Consider the following 20,768-nt stretch of genomic DNA (forward strand, 5'->3'; position numbering starts at 1 on the left):
GGAAGAGAGGTCCGGCGGATGCTGGCGATGAAGCGAGCGATTTGTGACGCACTACATTTATCTGGTCAGACACGGTGAACATCAGGATGCCGAGTACGGTCTCGCAGACGGACCCCTCTCGCCGAGGGGGCAACGTCAGGCGGAGCTGATCGCGGATCGGCTGTCCGGGCTCCCGCTCGACGCCGTCTGGCATTCCCCGCTGTTGCGCGCGAACGAGACGGCGCGGGCGATCGCGGCTCGTCTGCCGTCGGTGGATCCCGAGCCCACCGCGCTGCTGTTCGACTGCGTCCCGACCGGGATGACGGAGGAGACTCCTTCCGTGTTCGAGCCGTTCTTCGGTTCCGTCACCGAGGCCGAGATCGAGGCGGGGCGGGCGCAGATGTCCGATGCCGTCAATGAGTTCCTGGTGCGCAAGACCGGAGACGTGCACGAGGTGCTCATCACCCACAACTTCGTGATCTCCTGGTTCGTGCGGGAGGTGCTCGCCGCACCGGAGTGGCGGTGGATGACCCTGAACCAGTCCCATTGCGGGCTGACGGTGATCGCTCAGAAGCAGGGGCGGCCGTGGACGCTGCTCACGCACAACGACACCGGCCACCTTCCGGTGGAACTGCGCACCGGGATCCCCGATGCGCTGCTGGTCTGAGCGCCCTGCTCCGACGCGCCTCCGCGGTGTCGCGGAATCCGAGGTGTCTGCCCGCGCGCCCCTGACCGTGCGCTGTCGGCCGCGAAATAGACTGGATGCATGACCACGCAGGTAGCACTCGTCGGCGGAACCGGGAAGCTCGGCACGATCATCGGTGCGGTGATCGATGAGCTCGACGGGTTCGAGGTGAGCCGTGTGCTGACCTCTTCCAGCGATCTCGCGGAGATCGACGGTGCCGACCTGGTCGTCGATGCATCGACGCCGCAGGTGAGCATCGAGGTGGTGCGCGCAGCCGTCGAACGTGGCATCAACGTGCTGGTCGCGACCTCGGGCTGGTCGGCGGAGCGGATCGCGCTCGTACGTCCTCTCGTCGAGGCGGCCGGCACCGGTGCCGTCTTCATCCCGAACTTCTCTCTCGGCTCGGTCCTCGGGTCAGCGCTGGCGGCGGCCGCTGCGCCCTTCTTCGGCTCGGCGGAGATCATCGAAGCGCACCGCGAGACTAAGATCGACTCGCCGAGCGGAACGGCCGTGCGGACCGCGGAACTGATCGCGACCGCGCGCGCGGAGCAGGGGCCCGTCAGCGCACCGCATGCGGACCAGCGTGCCAGGGGGCAGCAGGTCGGCAGTGTGCCCGTCCACTCTCTACGGCGCCCCGGGGTCGTCGCCAAGCAGGAAGTCATCCTCTCCGGCCCGGGCGAGTCGCTCACCTTCACACACGACACAGTGGACTCGGCTCTCGCCTATGCCCCGGGGATTCGGCTCGCCGTGCCCTTCGCGCTGAAGGCCGACGGCGTGTTCGTGGGTCTTGAGCACATGATCGACATCGGCATCCGATCGTGATGTCGCGTATCGGCGTCGCGTTGATGGCCGCGGCGCTGCTCCTCTATCTCGCCGTCGCGATCTGGCTCGCGGTGATGCTCATCTCGGTCGGCACCGGCGTGTCCATCGGCATGGGGGTCACCCTGCTCGTGCTGGCACCGATCGGAGCATGGGCGCTGGTCCGGGAGATGATGTTCGGCTTCGGCGCCGATCGTCTGGGACGCCTCCTCGATGCGGAGGGCGGGATGCCTCCGGTCGAGACGGAACTGACGCCCAGCGGGAGGATCGCCCGCGCGGATGCCGATCCGCTGATCGCCCGGTACGCCGCAGAAGCGGATACGGCGGGTGACGATTGGCGGGCGCGCTATCGGCTGGGTGTGGTCCAGGACGCGGCGGGCCGCCGGAAAGACGCCAGGGCCAGCATTCGCGAGGCGATCCGGCTCTCGCGCCGCTGACCCTGGTGTCCTGAACGGATTCCGCGCCGCGATCAGGCGAGTGTCGCCTCCAAGGTGATATCGATCCCCGAGAGCGCCTGAGACACCGGGCAGCCCGTCTTGGCTCCGTTCGCGATCTCCTGGAACGCCTCGGGCGTGAGATTCGGGACCGTCGCATTGACGTTGAGGTGGCTGCCGGTGATGCCGACGCCCGGCTTGAACGTGACCGAGGCCGTGGTGTTGACGCGCTCCGGCGGAGTGCCGTTCTCGGCGAGCGCGTGGGAGAGCGCCATGCTGAAGCACGATGCATGCGCGGCCGCGATGAGCTCCTCGGGCGTCGTGGTCGTGTCGCTGCCCTCGCTGCGCGCCTTCCAGTTGATCGGGAAGGTGCCGAGATGGGACGACGAGAACGCGACCGTACCCGACCCCTCCATGAGCGATCCGGTCCAGGTGCTGGCGGCTTCGCTGGTGACAGGCATGATTCCTCCGGTTCTCGCACTGCGGGCGCAGCGTCGGCTGGTCGCCAGCCTACCGAGCGGCGGAGGGGCGGGGAACAGCCTCAGGCGGCGGCAGGCCTGCCGATGAGCCCCGCTCGCTGCAGCACGAGGTAGAGCTGGCAGCCCAGGCAGAAGGCGAATGCCGCGTTGAGGAAGGCCGCTACGAAGGCGGCAGCGGTCGCGATCGGCAGAGCCCACGGAACGCCGAGGAGGTGCAGCACGAGACCGATGCCCACCACGAAGAGTCCGACACCCTGCGAGAACCTCGGAGGGCGGGGGTCTTCGAGCTCGGCGGGCGGAGCGAGACGCGGTCGCACCGCTGTGCGGAACAGCGCGCCCCAGGGAGCGGTCCGCGGCGACACCACACCCCACAGGAACAGCGCAGCGGCGACGGCGGTGAGGAGGAAACCGGGATCGAGAGCGCGCTGTGCGAGGGAGGCGGAGGAGATCGCCCACCCCGTCGGCGTGAAGGAGGCATCGGCGAGCGGCTGGTACGCGAACCAGCCGAACGTCGCGGCACCCGCCTGCGCTGTGGATATCCACGTCAGCGCGAGGAACGTCGCCACCAGCAGCAGCACCGCGGTGATCGCTGCGGCGAATCGGGGGCCTCTGGGGTCGATGCCGGCGGGATTGCTCATGGATGCTCCGTTTCTTCGGCTCAGAGGGTTGCGAGGGCGTCGGTGAGGGCATGCCGGTGAGGGACACCGTGGAATCGCGCGCGCACGGCACCCGACCCGTCCACGACGAAGGTGGTCGGTGTCTGGAGCACCTTGTAGCGGGTCGAGAGGTCGGGACGGTGAGTCAGATCCACCTCCACATGGCGGAGACCCTCGTGTTCGGCGGCGTATGCGCCGAGCAGCCTGCGCACCTGCGGGCACCGCGCGCACATCTCGGTGCTGAACTGCACCAGGGTCGCCCGGGACCCGAGTTCGGCGGAGTCCGCATCCGTGGGGACGAAGTGAAGCGTGCCGCCGTCGCGTCGCCGACCGTCACGGCGTCGCAGCGCGACACCGATGAGCGTCGCGAGCACGAGCAGTGCAGCAGCGAAGCCGAGGGCCAGGGCGGGAGACATGGGTCGAGGATATGCGGCTCCAGGGCGCTCGGGGCCGATGTTTCCGACGATGACGGCGACGTCCCGGTGGCGCGCTCATCCGCCCGACAGGGTGAGGGTGGCGGTATCGTGGCTGTCATGAGCGCAGCCGTCCCGACTCCTTATGAAGATCTGCTCCGAGACGTCCTGGAGAGCGGCACGCACAAGTCCGATCGCACCGGCACCGGCACGACGAGCGTCTTCGGTCGACAGATCCGCTTCGATCTGTCGAAGGGGTTCCCGCTCATCACGACCAAGCGCGTGCACTTCAAGTCCATCGCCTACGAACTCCTCTGGTTCCTGCAGGGCGATTCGAACGTGGGGTGGCTTCGGGAGAACGGCGTCACGATCTGGGATGAGTGGGCGGACGAATCCGGCGACCTCGGTCCTGTCTACGGGGTGCAATGGCGTTCCTGGCCGACCCCCGACGGCGGCAGCATCGACCAGCTGTCCGAGGTGATCGAGCAGATCCGACGGTCGCCCGATTCGCGGCGGCTGATCGTCTCGGCATGGAACCCCGCCGACATCCCCGACATGGCGCTCGCGCCGTGCCACGCGCTGTTCCAGTTCTACGTCGCCGACGGCAAGCTCTCCTGCCAGCTGTACCAGCGCAGCGCGGACATGTTCCTCGGAGTGCCGTTCAACATCGCTTCCTACGCGCTCCTCACGCTGATGATCGCTCAGCAGGTGGGGCTCGAGCCCGGCGACTTCGTCTGGACCGGCGGCGACTGCCACGTGTACGACAACCACGTGGAGCAGGTGCGCGAGCAGCTGAGCCGTGAGCCCTACGCATACCCGACGCTGCGTTTCGCGCGGAAGCCCGAGTCGATTTTCGACTACCGCTACGAGGATTTCATCGTGGAGGACTACCAGCACCACGCGCCGATCAGGGCGGCGGTCGCGGTATGACGTGGGTGGGCTTGATCTGGGCCGAAGCGCACGGTGGCGTGATCGGCGCGGAGGGCGGCATGCCATGGCATGTGCCAGAGGACCTGGCTCACTTCAAGGAAGTCACCCTCGGCGCTCCTGTCGTGATGGGGCGCAAGACCTGGGACTCTCTCCCTGAGCGCTTCCGTCCGCTCGCCGGCCGCGAGAACATCGTGGTGACCCGGCAGCAGGACTGGTCCGAAGAGGGCGCGCGTCGCGCGGCGACGGTCGCCGAGGCGGTCCGCGGACTCGACCGGGCATGGATCATCGGCGGTGCGGAGATCTTCCGACAGGTGATCGGCGACGCGGACCGTCTGGAGGTCACCGAGCTCGACCTGGACGTCGCCGGCGACGCGTACGCCCCGGACAAGAAGGGCTGGCGCCTGGTCGACGAGGGGGAGTGGCAGACCTCCCGCACCGGCGTCCGGTACCGCTTCCTGGGATACGAGCGCTGATGCCCACCGCGCTGATCACCGGAGCAAGCGCAGGGCTGGGCGCCGAGTTCGCCCGTCAACTGGCTCGGCGGCGGGCCGACCTCATCCTGGTGGCGCGCTCGGTGGGCGCCCTCGAGAAGCTGGCGGCGGAACTGCGGAGCGAGTACGGGGTCGCGGTCGAGATCGTGTCCGCCGATCTGGCGGAAGAGGCAGGAGTCGAGAAGGTCGCGGAAAGGCTGCGCGACACCACGGACCCTATCGACCTTCTCGTGAACAACGCGGGGTTCGGATTGCCTCTGCAGTTCGCCGACAACGACATCGACGACGAGGTCCGTCACCTACGGTTGCATGTGGAGGCGTCGATGCGCCTCATGCATGCGGCGCTCCAGTCCATGCGCGGTCGCGGCGGGCGCATCATCAACGTCGCCTCGGTCGCGGGATTCATCTCGCGCTCGACCTACTCCGCATGCAAGGCATGGCTCATCGGCTTCAGCCGCTGGGCCAACGCCGAGTACGCGAGGGACGGAGTCTCCGTGACGGCGCTGTGCCCGGGATTCACCCACACGTCGTTCCACGAGCGGATGGGGCTGCCGGTAGGTCAGGAGGGTGTTCCCGCCATCATGTGGCTGAATGCGCGCGACGTCGTCAGGATCGGCCTTCGCGATGCGGCGCTCGGCAAGTCGGTGTCGGTGCCGTCGCTGCGATACAAGGCGATCGTCGCTCTGGCGCGCGTGTTGCCGAGTTCACTCACCTCCGGTGTGGCGCGTCGCGGCCGGGTCTGATCACAGACCTTTCCGGGGTCGATCCGCGAGGTTCAGCGGAACCTTCCGAGCCGGATCCCGGCTTTCGCGATGGCGGCGATCGTCTCGCCGTCCGTGATCGTGTCCTCGGCGATCATCGTAAGGACGTCCTCGAACGGTACCCAGGAGACGGCACGGATGCCTTCTTCCGCCTGCGTCTCGGCAGAGACGCCGCGTGATGCGTCTTCGCCCGTGATCGGATGGAGGTCGCGGGCGAGGAAGACGTGCTCCGGGGCCTCGGCGATGCCGTTCAGAGCCAGCATGCCGCCGAGAGGGGTCCAGTCGGCCGCCTCGTACCCCGTCTCCTCGCGGAGTTCGCGCTGAGCCGCGACGAGTGTGTCCTCCCCGTCGCTGCCACCGGCCGGGATCTCGACGCTCGTGCCGACGGTGTATCTGTCGATCGTGACGAGGCACACGCGCTCGTCCTCGTCCATCGCGACGACGAACACGGCCGGATGCTGCATGGAGACGACACCGTAGATACCCTCGTCGCCTGAGGGCCCCGTGATCCGGTCCTCTCGCACGCGGATCCATGCGTTCTCGTACTTCGTGTCGGTGCTTCGTGTGAGCCAGCCCATCCCACGAGCGTACGGCGGAGCGCCCCCGGTCCGTACGATCGGTGCATGGGTTTGTTCAGGAGAAAGCGCGATCCTCAGGGTGCCGATGAGATGCTTCGGGCGTACAACGCTGCGGAGGCCGCTCGCCTCGCGGACCTCACCGCGGGGATCTCCGCCGATACGGCCGCGCCCATGACTGTCGGCAGTGAGGCCGGAGCCGGAGAGGTCGCCGTCGAGGACGTGTTCAGGATCACCGGCCGCGGTCTCGTGGCCACGGGCAAAGTGAGCCGCGGTGTCGTCCGTGTCGGAGACGCCGTCTCGGTCATCCGTGACGGTGCCGCGCTGTCGACGACCGAGATCACCGGAATCGAGATGTTCCGTAAGCGCGCGAACGAGGCGAGGGCCGGTGACATGGTCGGGGTGCTCCTGGCAGGGAAGAACGACGTCGCCCGCGGGGACGTCATCCGCGTCTTCGCGTCCGCATGACCGGTGGTCGAACCGATACGCTGGGTCTATGACGCACTCGGGCAACCCCTTCGGACAGGTTCTCGTCGCGCTCGTCACTCCGATGACGGCCGACGGCGAAGTCGACTGGCCCGCCGTCGAGAAGCACATCGATGACGTGATCACCGCGGGAGCGGACGGCATCGTCGTGACGGGAACGACCGGCGAGACCTCGACTCTGACGGACCCCGAGAAGCTCAAGCTCGTCGAGGTCGGCAAGTCCGTCTCCGCAGGTCGGGCGAAGATCATCACGGGTGGCGGGTCGAACGAGACCGCGCACGCGATCGAGCTCTACAAGGCCAGCGAGAAGGCAGGCGCCGACGGCATCATGATCGTCACGCCTTACTACAACAAGCCCACGCAGGCGGGCATCCTCACACACTTCCGTCTGGTGGCCGACGCCACCGACCTCCCGGTGATCCTCTACGACATCCCGGGCCGGACCGGTGTGCCGATCAAGTACGAGACGATCCTGCGTCTGGCGAAGCACCCGAACATCCTCGCTGTGAAGGACGCCAAGGGCGACTTCTCCGAGGTGAGTCGGGTGCTGAACCAGACCGACCTCATGTACTTCTCGGGCGACGACGCGAACGTGCTGCCGCACCTCGCGATCGGGGCGACCGGTTTGATCGGCGTGACGGCCAACGTCGCCGCGGCGCCGTACCGCACGATCATCGACGCGGTGAACGCGGGAGACCTCGCCACGGCCACGGCGGAGCACAAGCGGCTCGAGCCGCTCGTCCGCGCCGTGATGACGCATGTGCCTGGGACCGTCGCGGCCAAGTACATCCTGCACGGACTCGGTCGCATCTCGAGTCCGCGCGTCCGACTTCCCCTGGTCGGTCCCGAGGAATGGGAGGCGGCGCTCATCGAGGATGAGCTCGACCTCGTCCAGGACGTTCCCGGTGCCGACTTCTCGAACTTCCGTCCCGACCGCAATGCGGCCGCGGGCGGTGCCCTGCCGAAGGTGCACGGCACGACGCGCTGAGTCGCGTCGCCATGAACGAACGGACGCGCGGAGTGTCCGACTGAGGAGACAGCATGTCCATTCCCCTGGTAGAACCGACCGCTCTCGATGAAGGGACGCTGCGGGTCATCCCGATCGGCGGGCTCGGAGAGATCGGTCGCAACATGACCATGTTCGAGTACGACGGGAAGATCCTGATCGTCGACTGCGGTGTGCTCTTTCCGGAGGAGCACCAGCCGGGAGTCGACCTGATCCTCCCGGACTTCGAGCCCATCCGTGATCGCCTCGACGACATCGTCGGTGTCGTGCTCACGCACGGCCACGAAGATCACATCGGCGCCGTGCCCTACCTCCTGCGCCTGAAGAGCGACATCCCTCTGATCGGCTCCGGGCTCACCCTCGCGCTGGTCGAGGCGAAGCTCAAGGAGCACCGCATCAAGGCCTTCACCCTCACCGTGAAGGAGGGGCAGGAGGAGCGGGTCGGTCCGTTCGACCTGGAGTTCGTCGCGGTCAACCACTCCATCCCCGACGCGCTGGCCGTGGCCATCCGCACCCCCGCCGGCATGGTCCTCGCGACCGGCGACTTCAAGATGGACCAGCTTCCCCTCGACGGCCGGATCACCGACCTGCGCGCGTTCGCCCGCCTCGGGGAAGAGGGCGTGGATCTGTTCCTCGTCGATTCGACCAACGCCGACGTGCCGGGCTTCACCCCGACGGAACGCTCCATCGGCCCCGTGCTCGATCAGGTGATCGCGAAGGCGCCGCGTCGCGTCATCGTCGCCAGCTTCTCCAGCCACGTCCACCGTGTGCAGCAGGTCATCGATGCCGCACACGCCAACGGGCGCCGCGTCGCGTTCCTCGGCCGCAGCATGGTCCGGAACATGACGATCGCCGAGCAGCTCGGCTACCTGAAGGTGCCGGACGGCGTCCTGATCGACTTCAAGAAGGCACGTGATCTGCCCGACGAGCAGATCGTCTACATGTCGACGGGCTCGCAGGGAGAGCCGATGGCCGTGCTCAGCCGGATGGCGAACATGGATCACGCGATCGAGATCAGCGAGGGCGACACCGTCATCCTCGCCTCCAGCCTCATCCCGGGCAACGAGAACGCGGTGTACCGCGTGATCGACGGCTTGACCAAGCTGGGCGCCAACGTCGTGCACAAGGCGAACGCGAAGGTGCACGTCTCCGGGCACGCCGCCGCGGGTGAGCTCATCTACTGCTACAACATCCTGAAGCCGAAGAACGTCCTCCCGGTCCATGGCGAGTACCGCCATCTCATCGCGAACGCCAAGCTGGCGCAGGACACCGGCGTGCCGGAGGACAACACGATCATCGCCTCGAACGGCACCGTGATCGACCTCAAGGGCGGGGTCGCGAAGGTCGCAGGTCAGCTCGATCTCGGGTTCGTGTACGTCGACGGCTCAACCGTCGGCGAGATCACGGACGCCGACCTCAAGGACCGCCGGATCCTCGGCGAGGAGGGCTTCATCTCGGTCATCGTCGTGGTGGACGCCACGACCGGGCGCATCATCTCGGGCCCGGAGATCCATGCGCGCGGCGTCGCCGAGGACGACTCCGTGTTCGATGACGTCACGCCCAAGATCGTCGCCGCGCTCAAGGAGGCGTCCGGCAATGGTGTCCGTGACACCCATGCGCTGTCGCAGGTCGTGCGACGCACGATCGGTCGCTGGGTGAATCAGCGGCTTCGTCGTCGCCCCATGATCGTGCCGCTCGTCATCGAGGCGTGACGCCGGCGCGGTCCTCTCGCACTCACGGGTAGTCGTCATGCCGACGTAACACCGTCGGCCTATGCTCGCGTCATGCACAGGGGCTTCTCGCTTCGCAGGGCGTCGCAGACGGATGCGATGTTCCTCGGCGACATGCTCGTCGAGGCGGCGAACTGGCGAGCCGGGGGAGTGCGGCCACGGCACGAGGTGCTGACCTCGACGGAGCATCGGCGCTACCTCGCGGGGTGGAAACGCATGTCAGACGACGGCCTCGTCGCGCTGGGTGACGATGACGTCGCGGTCGGTGCCGCCTGGTATCGGGTGCTTCCGCAGAACAAGCCGGGATTCGGTTTCATCGGCATCGCGGTCCCCGAGCTGATCATCGGCGTGCACCCGCTCTGGCGCGCTCGGGGTGTTGGTCGGTCCCTGCTGCGCGGCATCGTGCAGCTCGCCGGGTCCCAAGGCCATGCCAGGATCAGCTTGAGCGTGGAGCGGGACAACTTCGCGCGCAATCTGTATCGTGCGGAAGGGTTCGCCGTGGTGGGTCAGGGGTCGACGCGCGACACGATGGCTCGCGGTACGGGGTAGCGTACGCTCTCTGCGATCCGTGGAAAGCCGCGTCATTACGCGGCGATGTCGCCTGTTGGACGTAACGTGAGAGCATGGCCAGGAGTACCACGAAGACAGAGCGCGCGTCGACGAGCGCACCGTCGCGCCCCAAGCGGCAGACGGCTCCCAAGGCCACGCCCGCTCGCAAGGCCCAACCCGCTCCCAAGAAGTACATCGACGAGGCCGACAAGCCTCCCGTCGCCGTCCGTGCCTGGGTCGGGCTGGCGCACGGGGTCGGAGGACTCTTCCGCGCGTTCGGCCCTGAGACCCTCGAGAAGGACGACCGTCGCGACGGCTTCCCGTTCTTCCTCGTGCTCCTCGCCGTGCTCGGTGCGGTCAACGAGTGGTTCTTCATCGGCAACGAGGTCGCAGCGAACATCAGTGCCTACTCGGTGGGTCTCTTCGTCGGACGCGTGGCCTTCATCATGCCCGTGCTGCTCCTCCTGCTCGCCGGATGGCTGTTCCGGCACCCGTCCTCCGTCCACGACAACGGTCGTATCGGCATCGGCTTCGGCATGTTCGTCCTCGCCCTCGCGGGGATCTTCCATGTCGCAGGGCCTCGCCCGCATCCGAACCAGGGGATGCCTGCGCTCAGCGAGTCGGGCGGTCTGCTGGGCTGGCTGGTGGGGCAGCCGCTGACGTACCTCACCGACATCCCGGCGTACATCGTGCTGTCGCTGCTCGTGGCACTCAGCATCCTGATCCTCACCAAGACACCGCCGAATCGCATCGGTTCGCGCCTCGGGGACCTCTACGCCTGGATGTTCGACGCGGAGCGACCGGAGAAGCCGGCGAAGGACGCCGCAGCGATCGACGATGCGGACAAGACCGATGACCCCGACGTACTGCCGTGGTGGCGCCGGAACAAGACCGGCCGCGAAGAGGACCCGGATGAGGGCACACTCGATTCCGACGACATCACCGCGCTCCTGACCACCTCCGATCCCACGCCTGCGTACGACCAGGCAGTGGTCGTCGAGAATCCTTACGACGCGGCCACCGAGGTGCTGTCCGAGGTCAGGTCGGTCGCCGACTCGCTCGCCGAGCAGCAGACCACGGCCCTGCTTGATGACTCCTCCGAGACAGGAGAGGTGCCGGAACTACCCGGTCTCGACGGGTTCGGCACCGATGGTCCGGGCGACCGCGGCCCGCAGGCCCCCGTCACGCCATACATCCTCCCGTCTCCCGGACTCCTGGTCGAAGGCCCGCCGCCCGTCATGCGCTCAGAGGCGACCGACAAGGTGATCGAGCAGATCACCAGCGTGCTGTCGCAGTTCAAGGTCGATGCCAAGGTGACCGGCTTCTCCCGTGGACCGACGGTCACGCAGTACGAGGTCGAGGTGGGCCACGGCGTCAAGGTCGAGAAGATCCTGCAGCTGAGTAACAACTTCGCCTACGCCGTGGCCTCGAACGACGTGCGCATCCTCTCGCCGATCCCGGGCAAGAGCGCGATCGGCATCGAGATCCCGAACGCCGACAAGGAGATGGTGGCTCTCGGCGATGTGCTGCGCTCGCCCGCTGCGCAGAAGAGCACGCACCCGATGACCATCGGCGTTGGCAAAGACGTCGGCGGCAACATCGTCATCGCGAACCTCGCGAAGATGCCGCACCTCCTCGTGGCCGGCTCCACCGGTTCGGGTAAGTCGAGCTTCGTGAACTCCATGATCACGAGTCTGCTGATGCGTGCCCGCCCGTCCGACGTGCGCATGGTGCTGATCGACCCGAAGCGTGTCGAGCTGACCAGCTACGCCGGTGTCCCGCATCTGATCACGCCCATCATCACGAACCCGAAGAAGGCGGCGGAGGCGCTGCAGTGGGTCGTGAAGGAGATGGACATGCGGTACGACGATCTCGCGTCGTTCGGTTTCCGGCACATCGACGACTTCAACCGGGCTGTCCGCGCGGGCGAGGTCGAGCTCCCGGTGGGCAGCGAGCGTGTCCTGAAGCCGTACCCGTACCTTCTGGTGGTCGTCGATGAGCTCGCCGACCTCATGATGGTCGCCCCTCGCGACGTCGAGGACTCGATCGTCCGCATCACGCAGCTCGCACGTGCCTCCGGCATCCATCTCGTGCTAGCGACTCAGCGCCCGAGCGTCGACGTCGTGACGGGCCTGATCAAGGCCAACGTCCCGTCACGACTCGCCTTCGCCGTGACGAGCGTCACGGACAGCCGGGTCATCCTCGACAGCCCCGGTGCCGACAAGCTCATCGGTCAAGGTGACGCCCTGTTCTCGCCGATGGGCTCATCGAAGCCGTTCCGCCTCCAGGGCGCGTGGGTCGATGAGAAGGAGATCGACGCGGTCGTCAAGCACGTCACCCGTCAGGCACGTCCGGACTACCGTCCGGATGTGCAGGAGGCGATGGAGCCGACGAAGAAGAAGGAAGTCGACGAGGACATCGGGGATGACCTGGAGCTGCTGCTCGCAGCCGCCGAGCTCATCGTCTCCTCGCAGTTCGGATCGACGTCGATGCTCCAGCGCAAGCTCCGCGTCGGGTTCGCGAAGGCAGGTCGTCTCATGGATCTGCTCGAGTCGCGCGAGATCGTCGGCCCCTCCGAGGGGTCGAAGGCGCGAGACGTGCTGGCGACCGCCGAGCAGCTCCCGCAGGTGATGGCCAAGTTGCGCGGAGACGACGTTCCGGCACCGACATCGGCATCGGCTGCGCCTGCGGTTCCGCCCGTCCCGCCGCTCCCGCAGACGCATGACCCGATCGCGGCTCAGTACGAGGGTCTTCCCGAGGTGGAAGCTGAGGGCGACGAAGATGCCTGGGGCTTGACGGGACGCGACTGATGGCTATCCCACGGCAGCTCCCCAACGCCATCACGGTCGCGCGCATCCCGCTGGCCGTCGTCTTCTTCGTCCTGCTCCTGCTGGGTGGCACCTATGGGTTCTCGGACCCGGGTCTCCGCTGGGCGGCCGGAGTCATCTTCATCGTCGGGATCTCGACGGACTGGGTCGACGGGTACCTCGCCCGCAAGTACGACATCGTCAGTGATTTCGGCAAGCTCTGGGATCCGATCGCCGACAAGATGCTCACCGGTGCCGGCTTCATCGGGCTCGCGATTCTGGGCGAGGTCAACTGGTGGATCGTCGCGATCATCCTCGTGCGCGAATGGGGCATCACGATCCATCGGCTCATGGTGGCCAGCGAACACGTCGTGGCCGCGGCCTGGATGGGCAAGATCAAGACCGCGTTCCAAGGGGTGGCGCTCGGGTGGGCACTCCTCCCGCTGCACTACGTCATCGGTCTCGACGCCTGGACATTGATCACGTTCATCATCATGCTCATCGTCCTGGTCCTCACGGTGGCGAGCGGCATCGACTACGTCGTGGCGCAGGTACGCGGGTCGCGCCGGAAGTCATGAGTCAGGCGGCAGCCGAGGTCCTCGCTGCGCTGGGCCGACGAGGATGGAAGCTCGGCGTGGCCGAATCCCTGACCGGGGGCGCCCTGTGCGCCGATCTCGTCGCGGTTCCCGGAGCGTCAGCCGTGCTGCTCGGAGGCGTCGTGGCATATGCCACGCCGGTCAAGTCGTCCGTGCTGGGCGTGGATGAGGGCCTGCTGTCGAGATACGGGCCGGTGCATCCGCAGGTCGCACTGGAGATGGCAGACGGCGTCAGACGCGTCGTCGGCGTCGACGGCGAGGCTGCCGATGTGGGGGTGTCCACGACCGGGATCGCCGGACCGGTGTCTCCGGACGGGCAGCCCGTCGGCACGGTGCACATCGGCGTCGTCACCCCCGCGGCATCGCGGACCAGGGCCTTTCTCTTCGTCGGCGACCGGGAATCGATCCGGGCGCAGACGGTGGACGCGGCACTCCAGGAGATGCTCGCCCTGCTCTCGGAATAGCAGAGCCCTGCGGCTGGTTGTCTCTGATGTGCTCACACGTAAACCACAGAGTGCAGGAGTAGATTCTGTGCACGCCAGGGGTACTAGACTGGCTGTCTCATCGGGGGAGACCTCGAGCGAACACATGGGGAGGAGGTTCCGATGATTCTTGTACGACAGGAAATCGGCGATGTGCTGAGGGACTTCCGCCTGCAGAAGGGGCGTACGCTCCGGCAGGTCGCCAGCAAGGCATCGGTCGCACTCGGCTACCTCAGCGAGGTGGAGCGCGGTCAGAAAGAGGCTTCGAGCGAGATCCTCGCCTCGGTCGCAGACGCTCTCGACGTCCCCATCTCGACGATCATGCGCGAAGTCGGTGACCGCATTTCGGTGCTCGAGGGCATTCAGGTCTTCCCTGACGTCGTTCCCGACGACCTCGTGGCGTCGGTCGAGCCTCAGCTCTCGCTGCACTGACCCCCGAATGGGGTGGTGATGCGTCGTAGCGAGTTCCTTCGCGCCGTCGAGACCGAGTTCGGGCTGAGGGCTTCCTCTCTGGTCAACGACCTCGGCCTGAGTGCCGTAGGTGGGCGTACCGCTCTCGAAGCTCTCGCCGACGGCACGCCGCCGCGAGACATCTGGCTGGCGCTGTGCGCGGAGATGGACGTTCCCGAGGACAGGCGCCACGGAGTCGGACGGCAGGAGCCGCGGCGGCGCTGACCGACGTTCCTCGTCCGCCCTCTACGGAACACGACACCCATTTGCGGCGTGTCGTCGAAGATCCGTTCGAAGCGGGCGTAGTCTTCTGCACAAGTGGTCCAGAGCGTTTGTTCTGCACTGTATGTGAGATCGTCGCACCGATGTCGGTGGTCCCTCCTACGGTGGAAACAAGCCGAAGAGCCATTACGCCTTGTCGGAGAGTTTCTCCCAACCGGAAGAGCCGCGACAGCCTACAGGCGGCATCACGCGCGCAGAAGGAGCACATTATGCCATCACCCGCCGACCGCGAGAAGTCCCTCGAGACCGCCCTCGCTCAGATCGACCGCCAGTTCGGAAAGGGCTCGGTCATGCGGCTGGGCAGCGATGAGCGTGCCCCTGTGGCCGTCATCCCGACCGGCTCCATCGCCCTCGACGTCGCCCTCGGCGTGGGAGGACTGCCGCGTGGCCGAATCGTAGAGATCTACGGACCGGAGTCCTCGGGTAAGACGACTCTCACGCTGCACGCGATCGCCAACGCTCAGCGGGCCGGGGGAATCGCGGCGTTCATCGATGCCGAGCACGCGCTCGACCCCGACTATGCCGCGAAGCTGGGCGTCGACATCGATGCTCTCCTGGTGTCGCAGCCCGACACCGGTGAGCAGGCGCTCGAGATCGCCGACATGCTGGTGCGCTCCGGAGCCATCGACCTCATCGTCATCGACTCCGTCGCGGCGCTCGTGCCTCGTGCCGAGATCGAGGGCGAGATGGGCGACTCGCACGTGGGTCTGCAGGCGCGACTCATGTCGCAGGCCCTTCGTAAGCTCACCGGTGGTCTGAACCAGACCAACACCACCATGATCTTCATCAACCAGCTGCGTGAGAAGATCGGCGTCTTCTTCGGTTCCCCCGAGACCACCGCCGGCGGTAAGGCGCTGAAGTTCTACGCCTCGGTCCGCATGGACATCCGTCGTATCGAGACGCTGAAGGACGGAACCGATGCCGTCGGAAACCGCACCAGGGTCAAGGTCGTGAAGAACAAGATGGCGCCGCCGTTCAAGCAGGCGGAGTTCGACATCCTCTACGGCGTCGGCATCTCCCGCGAAGGCAGCCTGATCGACTTCGGCGTCGAACACGCCATCGTGAAGAAGTCGGGTTCCTGGTACACCTATGACGGTGATCAGCTGGGTCAGGGCAAGGAGAACGCACGCACGTTCCTGCTCAACAACCCCGACATCGCTCTGGCTATCGAGACGCAGATCAAGCAGAAGCTCGGTATCGGCGGGCCGTCCGCTGCCCCGGCCGCTGCCGATGAGCTCGCAGAGCGTCGTCCGGCCTGATGAACGACTCGCGTGGGGGCGATCCTGACCGGATCGCCCCCATCATCCCCCTCTTCGGCGGAACAGCGAAGAAACCAGGAGCGACGCCTTCCACGCCGGTCACGAAGTACGGCGAATCAGCGACACTGCCATCATCGCGAGGCGACGGGGATGCGGTCTGGCGTACGACCTGGGACTCTCCTCCAGGCGACCCTGCTTCCATCGACACAGCCGACGATGCAGCTCACACGGGAACCCCGAGTGAGCGCCATCCGGCGCGCGGGCGCAGGGATCCCTCCGGCGCCAGGAGCTCTCATCCCTCGCGGTCGGCTCCCAGGCTCCGCGCGCTCGACGCGACGGAAGGAGACGGCGCGACCCAGCAAGAGGCGTCACACGATGAGATCCGGGTCGCGGCCGAGGAGTCGCTCCTGCGAAAGCTGCGAGCCCGGTCGTTGTCGATCTCTGAAGCCCGGCAGGTGCTGCGTGGTGCGGGCCTCGATGGCAGTGCGATCAGCGATGTGATCGAGGACTTCTGCCGTCGTGGTTACCTCGATGATGCGGCCCTGGCCGGCGTCCTCGTGAGGTCGGGAGTGGATCGAAAGGGGCAGGGGAGAGTCGCTCTGTCTCGCGCGCTCGCTCAGCGGGGGATTCCGCGTGAGGTCATCGATAGCGCGCTCGAAGAGCTTCCGGACGACGACGACGAACGCGCGCTGGAGTTCGCCCGCACCAAGGCGCGGTCGATGACTCGACTCGACCCCGACGCGGCGCTCCGTCGTCTGGTGGGACAGCTTTCTCGTCGTGGCTACAACGGAGCGGTCGCCATGAAGGCGGCGAAGGTCGCGCTGCGCGAGGCTTCGTTCGGCGGAGCGACCTCAGGGGTGCGGTTCGTCGATTCCGACTGAGCAGTGAGCGCCGCTTCCGCACGGAAACGGCTCGTACAATGGGGTGATCATGACTATCCCGCGCAGCGAACCGACGATCATCGGCGCGTCGTCGGCAGCCGTCGACGTCGACGGACGACAGCGATCGTATGAAGTACGCACCTTCGGGTGCCAGATGAACGTGCACGACTCGGAGCGCCTCTCGGGCTCGTTGGAGAGCGCAGGTTACGTCAGGGCAGTCGACGGTGCGGAAGCCGATGTGGTGATCATCAACACCTGCGCGGTCCGCGACAACGCCGCAGGCAAGCTCTACGGCACACTCGGCCATCTCGCGTCGGTCAAGCGCCGCAAAGACGGGATGCAGATCGCCGTCGGCGGCTGCCTCGCACAGATGGACAAGCAGGCTGTGCTCGACAAGGCGCCGTGGGTCGATGTCGTCTTCGGCACCCACAACATGGGTTCCCTTCCGGGGCTGCTCGAGCGCGCCCGCCACAACGGGGATGCCGAACTCGAGATCCTCGAGTCGCTCGAAGTGTTCCCCTCAACCTTGCCTACGAAGCGAGACTCGGCGCACAGCGGCTGGGTGTCGATCTCGGTCGGGTGCAACAACACCTGCACGTTCTGCATCGTGCCCAGCCTGCGCGGCAAGGAGAAGGACCGTCGTCCCGGCGACATCCTGAACGAGATCCGGCTTCTGGTCGAAGACGGTGCGATCGAGGTCACGCTTCTCGGGCAGAACGTGAATTCCTACGGCGTCGAATTCGGCGATCGACAGGCGTTCGGCAAGCTCCTGCGCGCGGCCGGTGAGATCGAAGGCCTCGAGCGCGTCCGATTCACCAGCCCGCACCCCGCAGCCTTCACGGATGACGTGATCGATGCCATGGCGGAGACTCCGAACGTCATGCCGCAGCTTCACATGCCGTTGCAGTCGGGGAGCGATCGCATCCTCAAAGCGATGCGACGTTCCTACCGCAGTGAGCGCTTCCTCGGGATCCTCGACCGCGTCCGCGCGCGCATCCCGAACGCCGCCATCACGACCGACATCATCGTCGGGTTCCCGGGGGAGACCGAGGAGGACTTCGAAGACACCATGCGTGTCGTCGAGCAGGCTCGTTTCTCCAGCGCCTTCACCTTCCAGTACTCGATCCGCGAAGGCACGCCTGCGGCGACCATGGAGGACCAGGTTCCGAAGGACATAGTCCAGGCGCGCTACAACCGCCTGATCGCCCTTCAGGAGCGCATCTCGCTGGAAGAGAACCAGAAGCAGGTGGGTCGGCAGATCGAGGTTCTCGTCTCCACGGGTGAGGGCAAGAAGGACACCGAGACCCACCGGCTCACCGGTCGCGCGGAGGACAACAGACTCGTGCACTTCGAGGTGACACCGGGGTCGGACCTTCCTCGTCCAGGAGACGTCGTCACCGTGACGGTGACCCATGGAGCTCCGTTCCACCTGCTCGCAGACGACCCGACGGGAGCGCCTCTCAAGATCCGTCGCACTCGAGGCGGAGACGCCTGGGACCGTTCGCAGTCGGAGTCGTGCGCCGTACCCGCTCCGAGCGGCAGCGGCGAGAAGAAGGCTGTGTCACTCGGGCTTCCGACACTGCGCGTCGGGGTGTGACCGAACCTCGCCTCTGGGCGATCGTCGGGGCGACCGGTACCGGGAAGAGCGACCTCGCGATAGAGCTGGCCGAGGCGCTGCGAGCCCGAGGGAACCCGGCTGAGATCGTGAACGCCGATGCCATGCAGCTCTACCGCGGCATGGACATCGGCACAGCGAAGGTGTCGTCGGCGGAGAGGCGGGGGATCCCGCATCATCTCTTCGACGAGCTCGATGTCGATGAGGACGCGGCTGTCGCGTGGTATCAGCCCCGAGCGCGCGCCGCCGTGGAGGACATCCACCGCCGCGGGGGTGATGCGATCCTCGTCGGTGGCTCGGGCCTGTACGTGTCGAGCGTCGTCTACGACTTCCGTTTCCCGCCGCGGGACACGGCGCTGCGCGAGCGCCTCGAGCAGGAGTTCGAGTTGCTCGGAGCCGCGATCATGATCGAGCGGCTGCGCGGGCTGGATCCCGAAGCGGCCGACCGTGTCGATCCGCGCAACCCCCGCCGCGTCATCCGCGCTCTCGAGGTGCTGGAACAGGGGAGCGCGACCCATGGTGCGGCGCTGCCCGACACGCCAGTGCTGTGGCACCCGCACACAAGACTGATCGGACTCCGCGTCGATCGCCCCGCACTGGTGGAGCGCCTCGACGCCAGGGTCGAGCGCATGTGGGCCGAAGGTCTGCCGGACGAGGTCGCCGGGCTGCGCTCCCGCGGGCTCGAGCGCGGAGGAACAGCGCCGCGCGCCATCGGCTACGCGCAGGCGTTGGACCAGCTCGACGGTCGTCTCACGCAGGACGAGGCCATCGCGCAGACCCAGGCCCTCACGCGGCGATACGCCCGTCGACAGGTGTCGTGGTTCAAGCGGTATCCCGACCTCGAGTGGTGGGACGCCCCCGCGGAGGTTGCTGCGCTCCTCTCGTCCTGATCTGCGATGTCGGTGGCCTGCGATGTCGGTAGTCCCTGACAGTCTCGATGGATGACGACTCACTTCTACACCGCATCCAGCCTCGACGGATTCATCGCCACCGACGAGCATTCGCTGGACTGGTTGCTCACGCAGGACATCGACCAGGACGGACCGATGGCCTACACGGGGTTCGAGCGGAACATCGGCGCCCTGGCGATGGGGGCCTCGACGTATGAATGGGTGATGCGCCACGAAGAGGGGCGTTGGGGATACTCGCAACCCACGTGGGTGTTCACTCACCGCGAGCTCGATCTGCCCACGGGCGCAGACGTGCGGCTGACCCAGGCCGACGTCCGGACGGTGCATTCTCAGATGGAGGAGGCCGCCGGAGGAAAAGACCTCTGGGTCGTCGGTGGGGGAGACCTGGCAGGCCAGTTCGCCGATGCCGGACTGCTCGACGAGGTCTGGGTGCAGTACGCCCCCGTGACGCTCGGTTCTGGCGCCCCGCTGCTTCCGCGCAGGCTCGACCTCGAACTGCTGGAGGTGGCACGCAATCGCAACTTCCTCTGCGGGCGCTATCGGGTTGCTCGCGACGGGCGTTCGTGACGGGAGCTGCTCCTCACGATCCCTAGACTGGAACCATGGTCGCATTCACCAAGGGTCACGGCACGGGCAACGATTTCATCATCATCGCCGACCCCGACGCCGAGCTCGACCTCACCGTCGAGCAGGTCGCGGTGCTGTGCGATCGTCATTTCGGCATCGGTGCCGACGGGATTCTCCGTGTCGTGAGGTCCTCGGCCATCCCCGAGGGCGTGGCGACTCTGGGGGAGGAGCCACAGGCGGAGTGGTTCATGGACTACCGCAATGCGGACGGATCGATCGCCGAGATGTGCGGGAACGGTGTCCGCGTGTTCGCCCACTACCTCGTGCGCTCAGGTCTGGCGACGATCGAACCCGGCTCCACACTGCCGATCGGGACGAGGGCGGGCGTGCGCGACGTCACGCGAAGCGCTACCGGATACCAGGTCGATCTCGGGCGTTGGAAGCTCTCCGGCGATGACCCGCTGGTTCGTGTCGACGGCCTGTCCGTGACGCGACCGGGACTCGGTATCGACGTCGGCAACCCGCACGTCGTGGTCGCCCTCGCCTCGGAGGCCGAGCTCGCGTCACTCGAGTTGCACAGGGCGCCCGATCTCGAACCTCCGCTCCCCGAGGGCGCGAACATCGAGTTCGTGGTTCCGGGTGAGCCGCTCGTGCGCGATGGAATCGGTCACGTGAGCATGCGGGTGTTCGAGCGTGGTGTGGGGGAGACCCTCAGCTGTGGCACGGGTGTCGCCGCGACGGCACTCGCGGTCAGGCACTGGGCGGGAGCGAACGCTCCGAGCAACTGGCAGGTCGAGGTGCCTGGAGGTACGCTCGGCGTTCGCATGTTCCCCGCAGAAGACGGCGAGCACGTCGCCCTGTCGGGGCCGGCGCAACTCGTCTTCCAGGGCGAGGTCGACCTCGTCTGACGGCTCCGTCCGGCCAT

At 66.8% G+C, this 20,768-nt stretch carries 25 protein-coding genes; 21 read left to right on the forward strand and 4 right to left on the reverse strand.

What is annotated here, in order from left to right; genetic code table 11:
* The first annotated feature begins 43 nt into the window (after window positions 1-43).
* The 3 genes from HDC31_RS07620 (at window position 44) to HDC31_RS07630 (ending at window position 1,920) form a co-directional block, all read left to right on the forward strand.
* Window positions 44-646, forward strand: a complete 603-nt coding sequence (locus tag HDC31_RS07620) for a histidine phosphatase family protein (RefSeq protein WP_046748311.1) — start codon at window positions 44-46, stop codon at window positions 644-646.
* A gap of 99 nt (window positions 647-745) precedes the next feature.
* Window positions 746-1,486, forward strand: coding sequence for a 4-hydroxy-tetrahydrodipicolinate reductase (gene dapB, locus HDC31_RS07625; RefSeq protein WP_058630523.1), 741 nt, complete (start codon window positions 746-748; stop codon window positions 1,484-1,486).
* Entirely contained in the window at window positions 1,486-1,920 is a 435-nt protein-coding gene (locus HDC31_RS07630) for a hypothetical protein (protein ID WP_113680791.1), read from the forward strand. The genes dapB and HDC31_RS07630 overlap by 1 nt, the downstream gene beginning before the upstream one ends.
* A 32-nt stretch (window positions 1,921-1,952) precedes the next feature.
* Here HDC31_RS07630 and HDC31_RS07635 read toward each other — a convergent pair whose 3' ends face one another.
* From HDC31_RS07635 to HDC31_RS07645, 3 genes are all read right to left on the reverse strand, one after another.
* Entirely contained in the window at window positions 1,953-2,378 is a 426-nt protein-coding gene (locus HDC31_RS07635) for an OsmC family peroxiredoxin (RefSeq protein ID WP_046748314.1), read from the reverse strand.
* Window positions 2,379-2,458: 80 nt separating this feature from the next.
* Complete coding sequence (locus tag HDC31_RS07640; protein WP_179515952.1) at window positions 2,459-3,034, reverse strand: DUF4395 domain-containing protein; 576 nt, start codon at window positions 3,032-3,034, stop codon at window positions 2,459-2,461.
* Between the two features lie 20 nt (window positions 3,035-3,054).
* Window positions 3,055-3,468, reverse strand: coding sequence for a thioredoxin family protein (locus HDC31_RS07645; RefSeq protein ID WP_046748471.1), 414 nt, complete (start codon window positions 3,466-3,468; stop codon window positions 3,055-3,057).
* Between the two features lie 117 nt (window positions 3,469-3,585).
* Here HDC31_RS07645 and HDC31_RS07650 point away from each other — a divergent pair, with 117 nt between their 5' ends.
* The 3 genes from HDC31_RS07650 to HDC31_RS07660 are packed head-to-tail and all read left to right on the forward strand — an operon-like array spanning window position 3,586 to window position 5,629.
* On the forward strand, window positions 3,586-4,395 hold the full coding sequence (locus HDC31_RS07650) for a thymidylate synthase (RefSeq protein WP_046748316.1): 810 nt from the start codon (window positions 3,586-3,588) through the stop codon (window positions 4,393-4,395).
* Window positions 4,392-4,868, forward strand: a complete 477-nt coding sequence (locus HDC31_RS07655; protein ID WP_058630527.1) for a dihydrofolate reductase — start codon at window positions 4,392-4,394, stop codon at window positions 4,866-4,868. The genes HDC31_RS07650 and HDC31_RS07655 overlap by 4 nt, the downstream gene beginning before the upstream one ends.
* Window positions 4,868-5,629, forward strand: a complete 762-nt coding sequence (locus HDC31_RS07660) for an SDR family oxidoreductase (RefSeq protein WP_113680790.1) — start codon at window positions 4,868-4,870, stop codon at window positions 5,627-5,629. Before HDC31_RS07655 ends, HDC31_RS07660 begins: the two co-directional genes overlap by 1 nt.
* A gap of 32 nt (window positions 5,630-5,661) precedes the next feature.
* Here the strand turns inward: HDC31_RS07660 and HDC31_RS07665 are convergent, their stop codons facing one another.
* Window positions 5,662-6,225, reverse strand: a complete 564-nt coding sequence (locus HDC31_RS07665) for an NUDIX domain-containing protein (RefSeq protein ID WP_113680789.1) — start codon at window positions 6,223-6,225, stop codon at window positions 5,662-5,664.
* 45 nt (window positions 6,226-6,270) lie between these two features.
* On the opposite strand from HDC31_RS07665, the gene HDC31_RS07670 reads away from it, so the two are divergent.
* The 15 genes from HDC31_RS07670 to dapF all read left to right on the forward strand — a co-directional run bounded on the left by HDC31_RS07670 (window position 6,271) and on the right by dapF (window position 20,751).
* The gene (locus HDC31_RS07670; RefSeq protein WP_082738535.1) at window positions 6,271-6,690 is read left to right on the forward strand and encodes an EF-Tu/IF-2/RF-3 family GTPase; all 420 of its coding nucleotides are present in this window, start codon (window positions 6,271-6,273) and stop codon (window positions 6,688-6,690) included.
* Between the two features lie 28 nt (window positions 6,691-6,718).
* The gene (gene dapA / locus HDC31_RS07675; RefSeq protein WP_046748321.1) at window positions 6,719-7,696 is read left to right on the forward strand and encodes a 4-hydroxy-tetrahydrodipicolinate synthase; all 978 of its coding nucleotides are present in this window, start codon (window positions 6,719-6,721) and stop codon (window positions 7,694-7,696) included.
* 53 nt (window positions 7,697-7,749) lie between these two features.
* Window positions 7,750-9,426, forward strand: coding sequence for a ribonuclease J (locus HDC31_RS07680; protein ID WP_058630532.1), 1,677 nt, complete (start codon window positions 7,750-7,752; stop codon window positions 9,424-9,426).
* A gap of 72 nt (window positions 9,427-9,498) precedes the next feature.
* Complete coding sequence (locus HDC31_RS07685; RefSeq protein ID WP_113680787.1) at window positions 9,499-9,993, forward strand: GNAT family N-acetyltransferase; 495 nt, start codon at window positions 9,499-9,501, stop codon at window positions 9,991-9,993.
* A gap of 74 nt (window positions 9,994-10,067) precedes the next feature.
* Window positions 10,068-12,803: a DNA translocase FtsK gene (locus tag HDC31_RS07690; RefSeq protein WP_113680786.1), complete on the forward strand. Its 2,736-nt coding sequence runs from the start codon at window positions 10,068-10,070 to the stop codon at window positions 12,801-12,803.
* Window positions 12,803-13,378: a CDP-diacylglycerol--glycerol-3-phosphate 3-phosphatidyltransferase gene (pgsA, locus tag HDC31_RS07695; RefSeq protein WP_113680785.1), complete on the forward strand. Its 576-nt coding sequence runs from the start codon at window positions 12,803-12,805 to the stop codon at window positions 13,376-13,378. The genes HDC31_RS07690 and pgsA overlap by 1 nt, the downstream gene beginning before the upstream one ends.
* Window positions 13,375-13,860 (forward strand): CinA family protein, encoded by a 486-nt coding sequence (locus HDC31_RS07700; protein ID WP_046748326.1) that lies wholly within the window; start codon window positions 13,375-13,377, stop codon window positions 13,858-13,860. The genes pgsA and HDC31_RS07700 overlap by 4 nt, the downstream gene beginning before the upstream one ends.
* Window positions 13,861-14,001: 141 nt before the next feature.
* Window positions 14,002-14,310 (forward strand): helix-turn-helix domain-containing protein, encoded by a 309-nt coding sequence (locus HDC31_RS07705; protein WP_026049981.1) that lies wholly within the window; start codon window positions 14,002-14,004, stop codon window positions 14,308-14,310.
* 18 nt (window positions 14,311-14,328) lie between these two features.
* Window positions 14,329-14,553, forward strand: coding sequence for a DUF3046 domain-containing protein (locus HDC31_RS07710; protein ID WP_113680796.1), 225 nt, complete (start codon window positions 14,329-14,331; stop codon window positions 14,551-14,553).
* Window positions 14,554-14,819: 266 nt separating this feature from the next.
* Window positions 14,820-15,869, forward strand: coding sequence for a recombinase RecA (recA, locus tag HDC31_RS07715; RefSeq protein ID WP_061017554.1), 1,050 nt, complete (start codon window positions 14,820-14,822; stop codon window positions 15,867-15,869).
* A 431-nt stretch (window positions 15,870-16,300) separates the two neighbouring features.
* Window positions 16,301-16,750, forward strand: a complete 450-nt coding sequence (locus tag HDC31_RS20210) for a regulatory protein RecX (RefSeq protein ID WP_227750933.1) — start codon at window positions 16,301-16,303, stop codon at window positions 16,748-16,750.
* Between the two features lie 49 nt (window positions 16,751-16,799).
* Window positions 16,800-18,347, forward strand: a complete 1,548-nt coding sequence (miaB, locus tag HDC31_RS07725) for a tRNA (N6-isopentenyl adenosine(37)-C2)-methylthiotransferase MiaB (RefSeq protein ID WP_058630665.1) — start codon at window positions 16,800-16,802, stop codon at window positions 18,345-18,347.
* The gene (miaA, locus tag HDC31_RS07730) at window positions 18,344-19,255 is read left to right on the forward strand and encodes a tRNA (adenosine(37)-N6)-dimethylallyltransferase MiaA (RefSeq protein ID WP_058630539.1); all 912 of its coding nucleotides are present in this window, start codon (window positions 18,344-18,346) and stop codon (window positions 19,253-19,255) included. Before miaB ends, miaA begins: the two co-directional genes overlap by 4 nt.
* A 51-nt stretch (window positions 19,256-19,306) precedes the next feature.
* Complete coding sequence (locus tag HDC31_RS07735) at window positions 19,307-19,843, forward strand: dihydrofolate reductase family protein (protein ID WP_058630540.1); 537 nt, start codon at window positions 19,307-19,309, stop codon at window positions 19,841-19,843.
* Between the two features lie 35 nt (window positions 19,844-19,878).
* A complete protein-coding gene (gene dapF, locus HDC31_RS07740; RefSeq protein WP_058630541.1) occupies window positions 19,879-20,751 on the forward strand; it encodes a diaminopimelate epimerase in 873 nt (290 codons plus the stop codon).
* Window positions 20,752-20,768: the final 17 nt, after the last annotated feature.

Source organism: Microbacterium sp. JAI119 (assembly GCF_013410135.1).
In the GTDB taxonomy this organism is placed as follows: domain Bacteria; phylum Actinomycetota; class Actinomycetes; order Actinomycetales; family Microbacteriaceae; genus Microbacterium; species Microbacterium oxydans.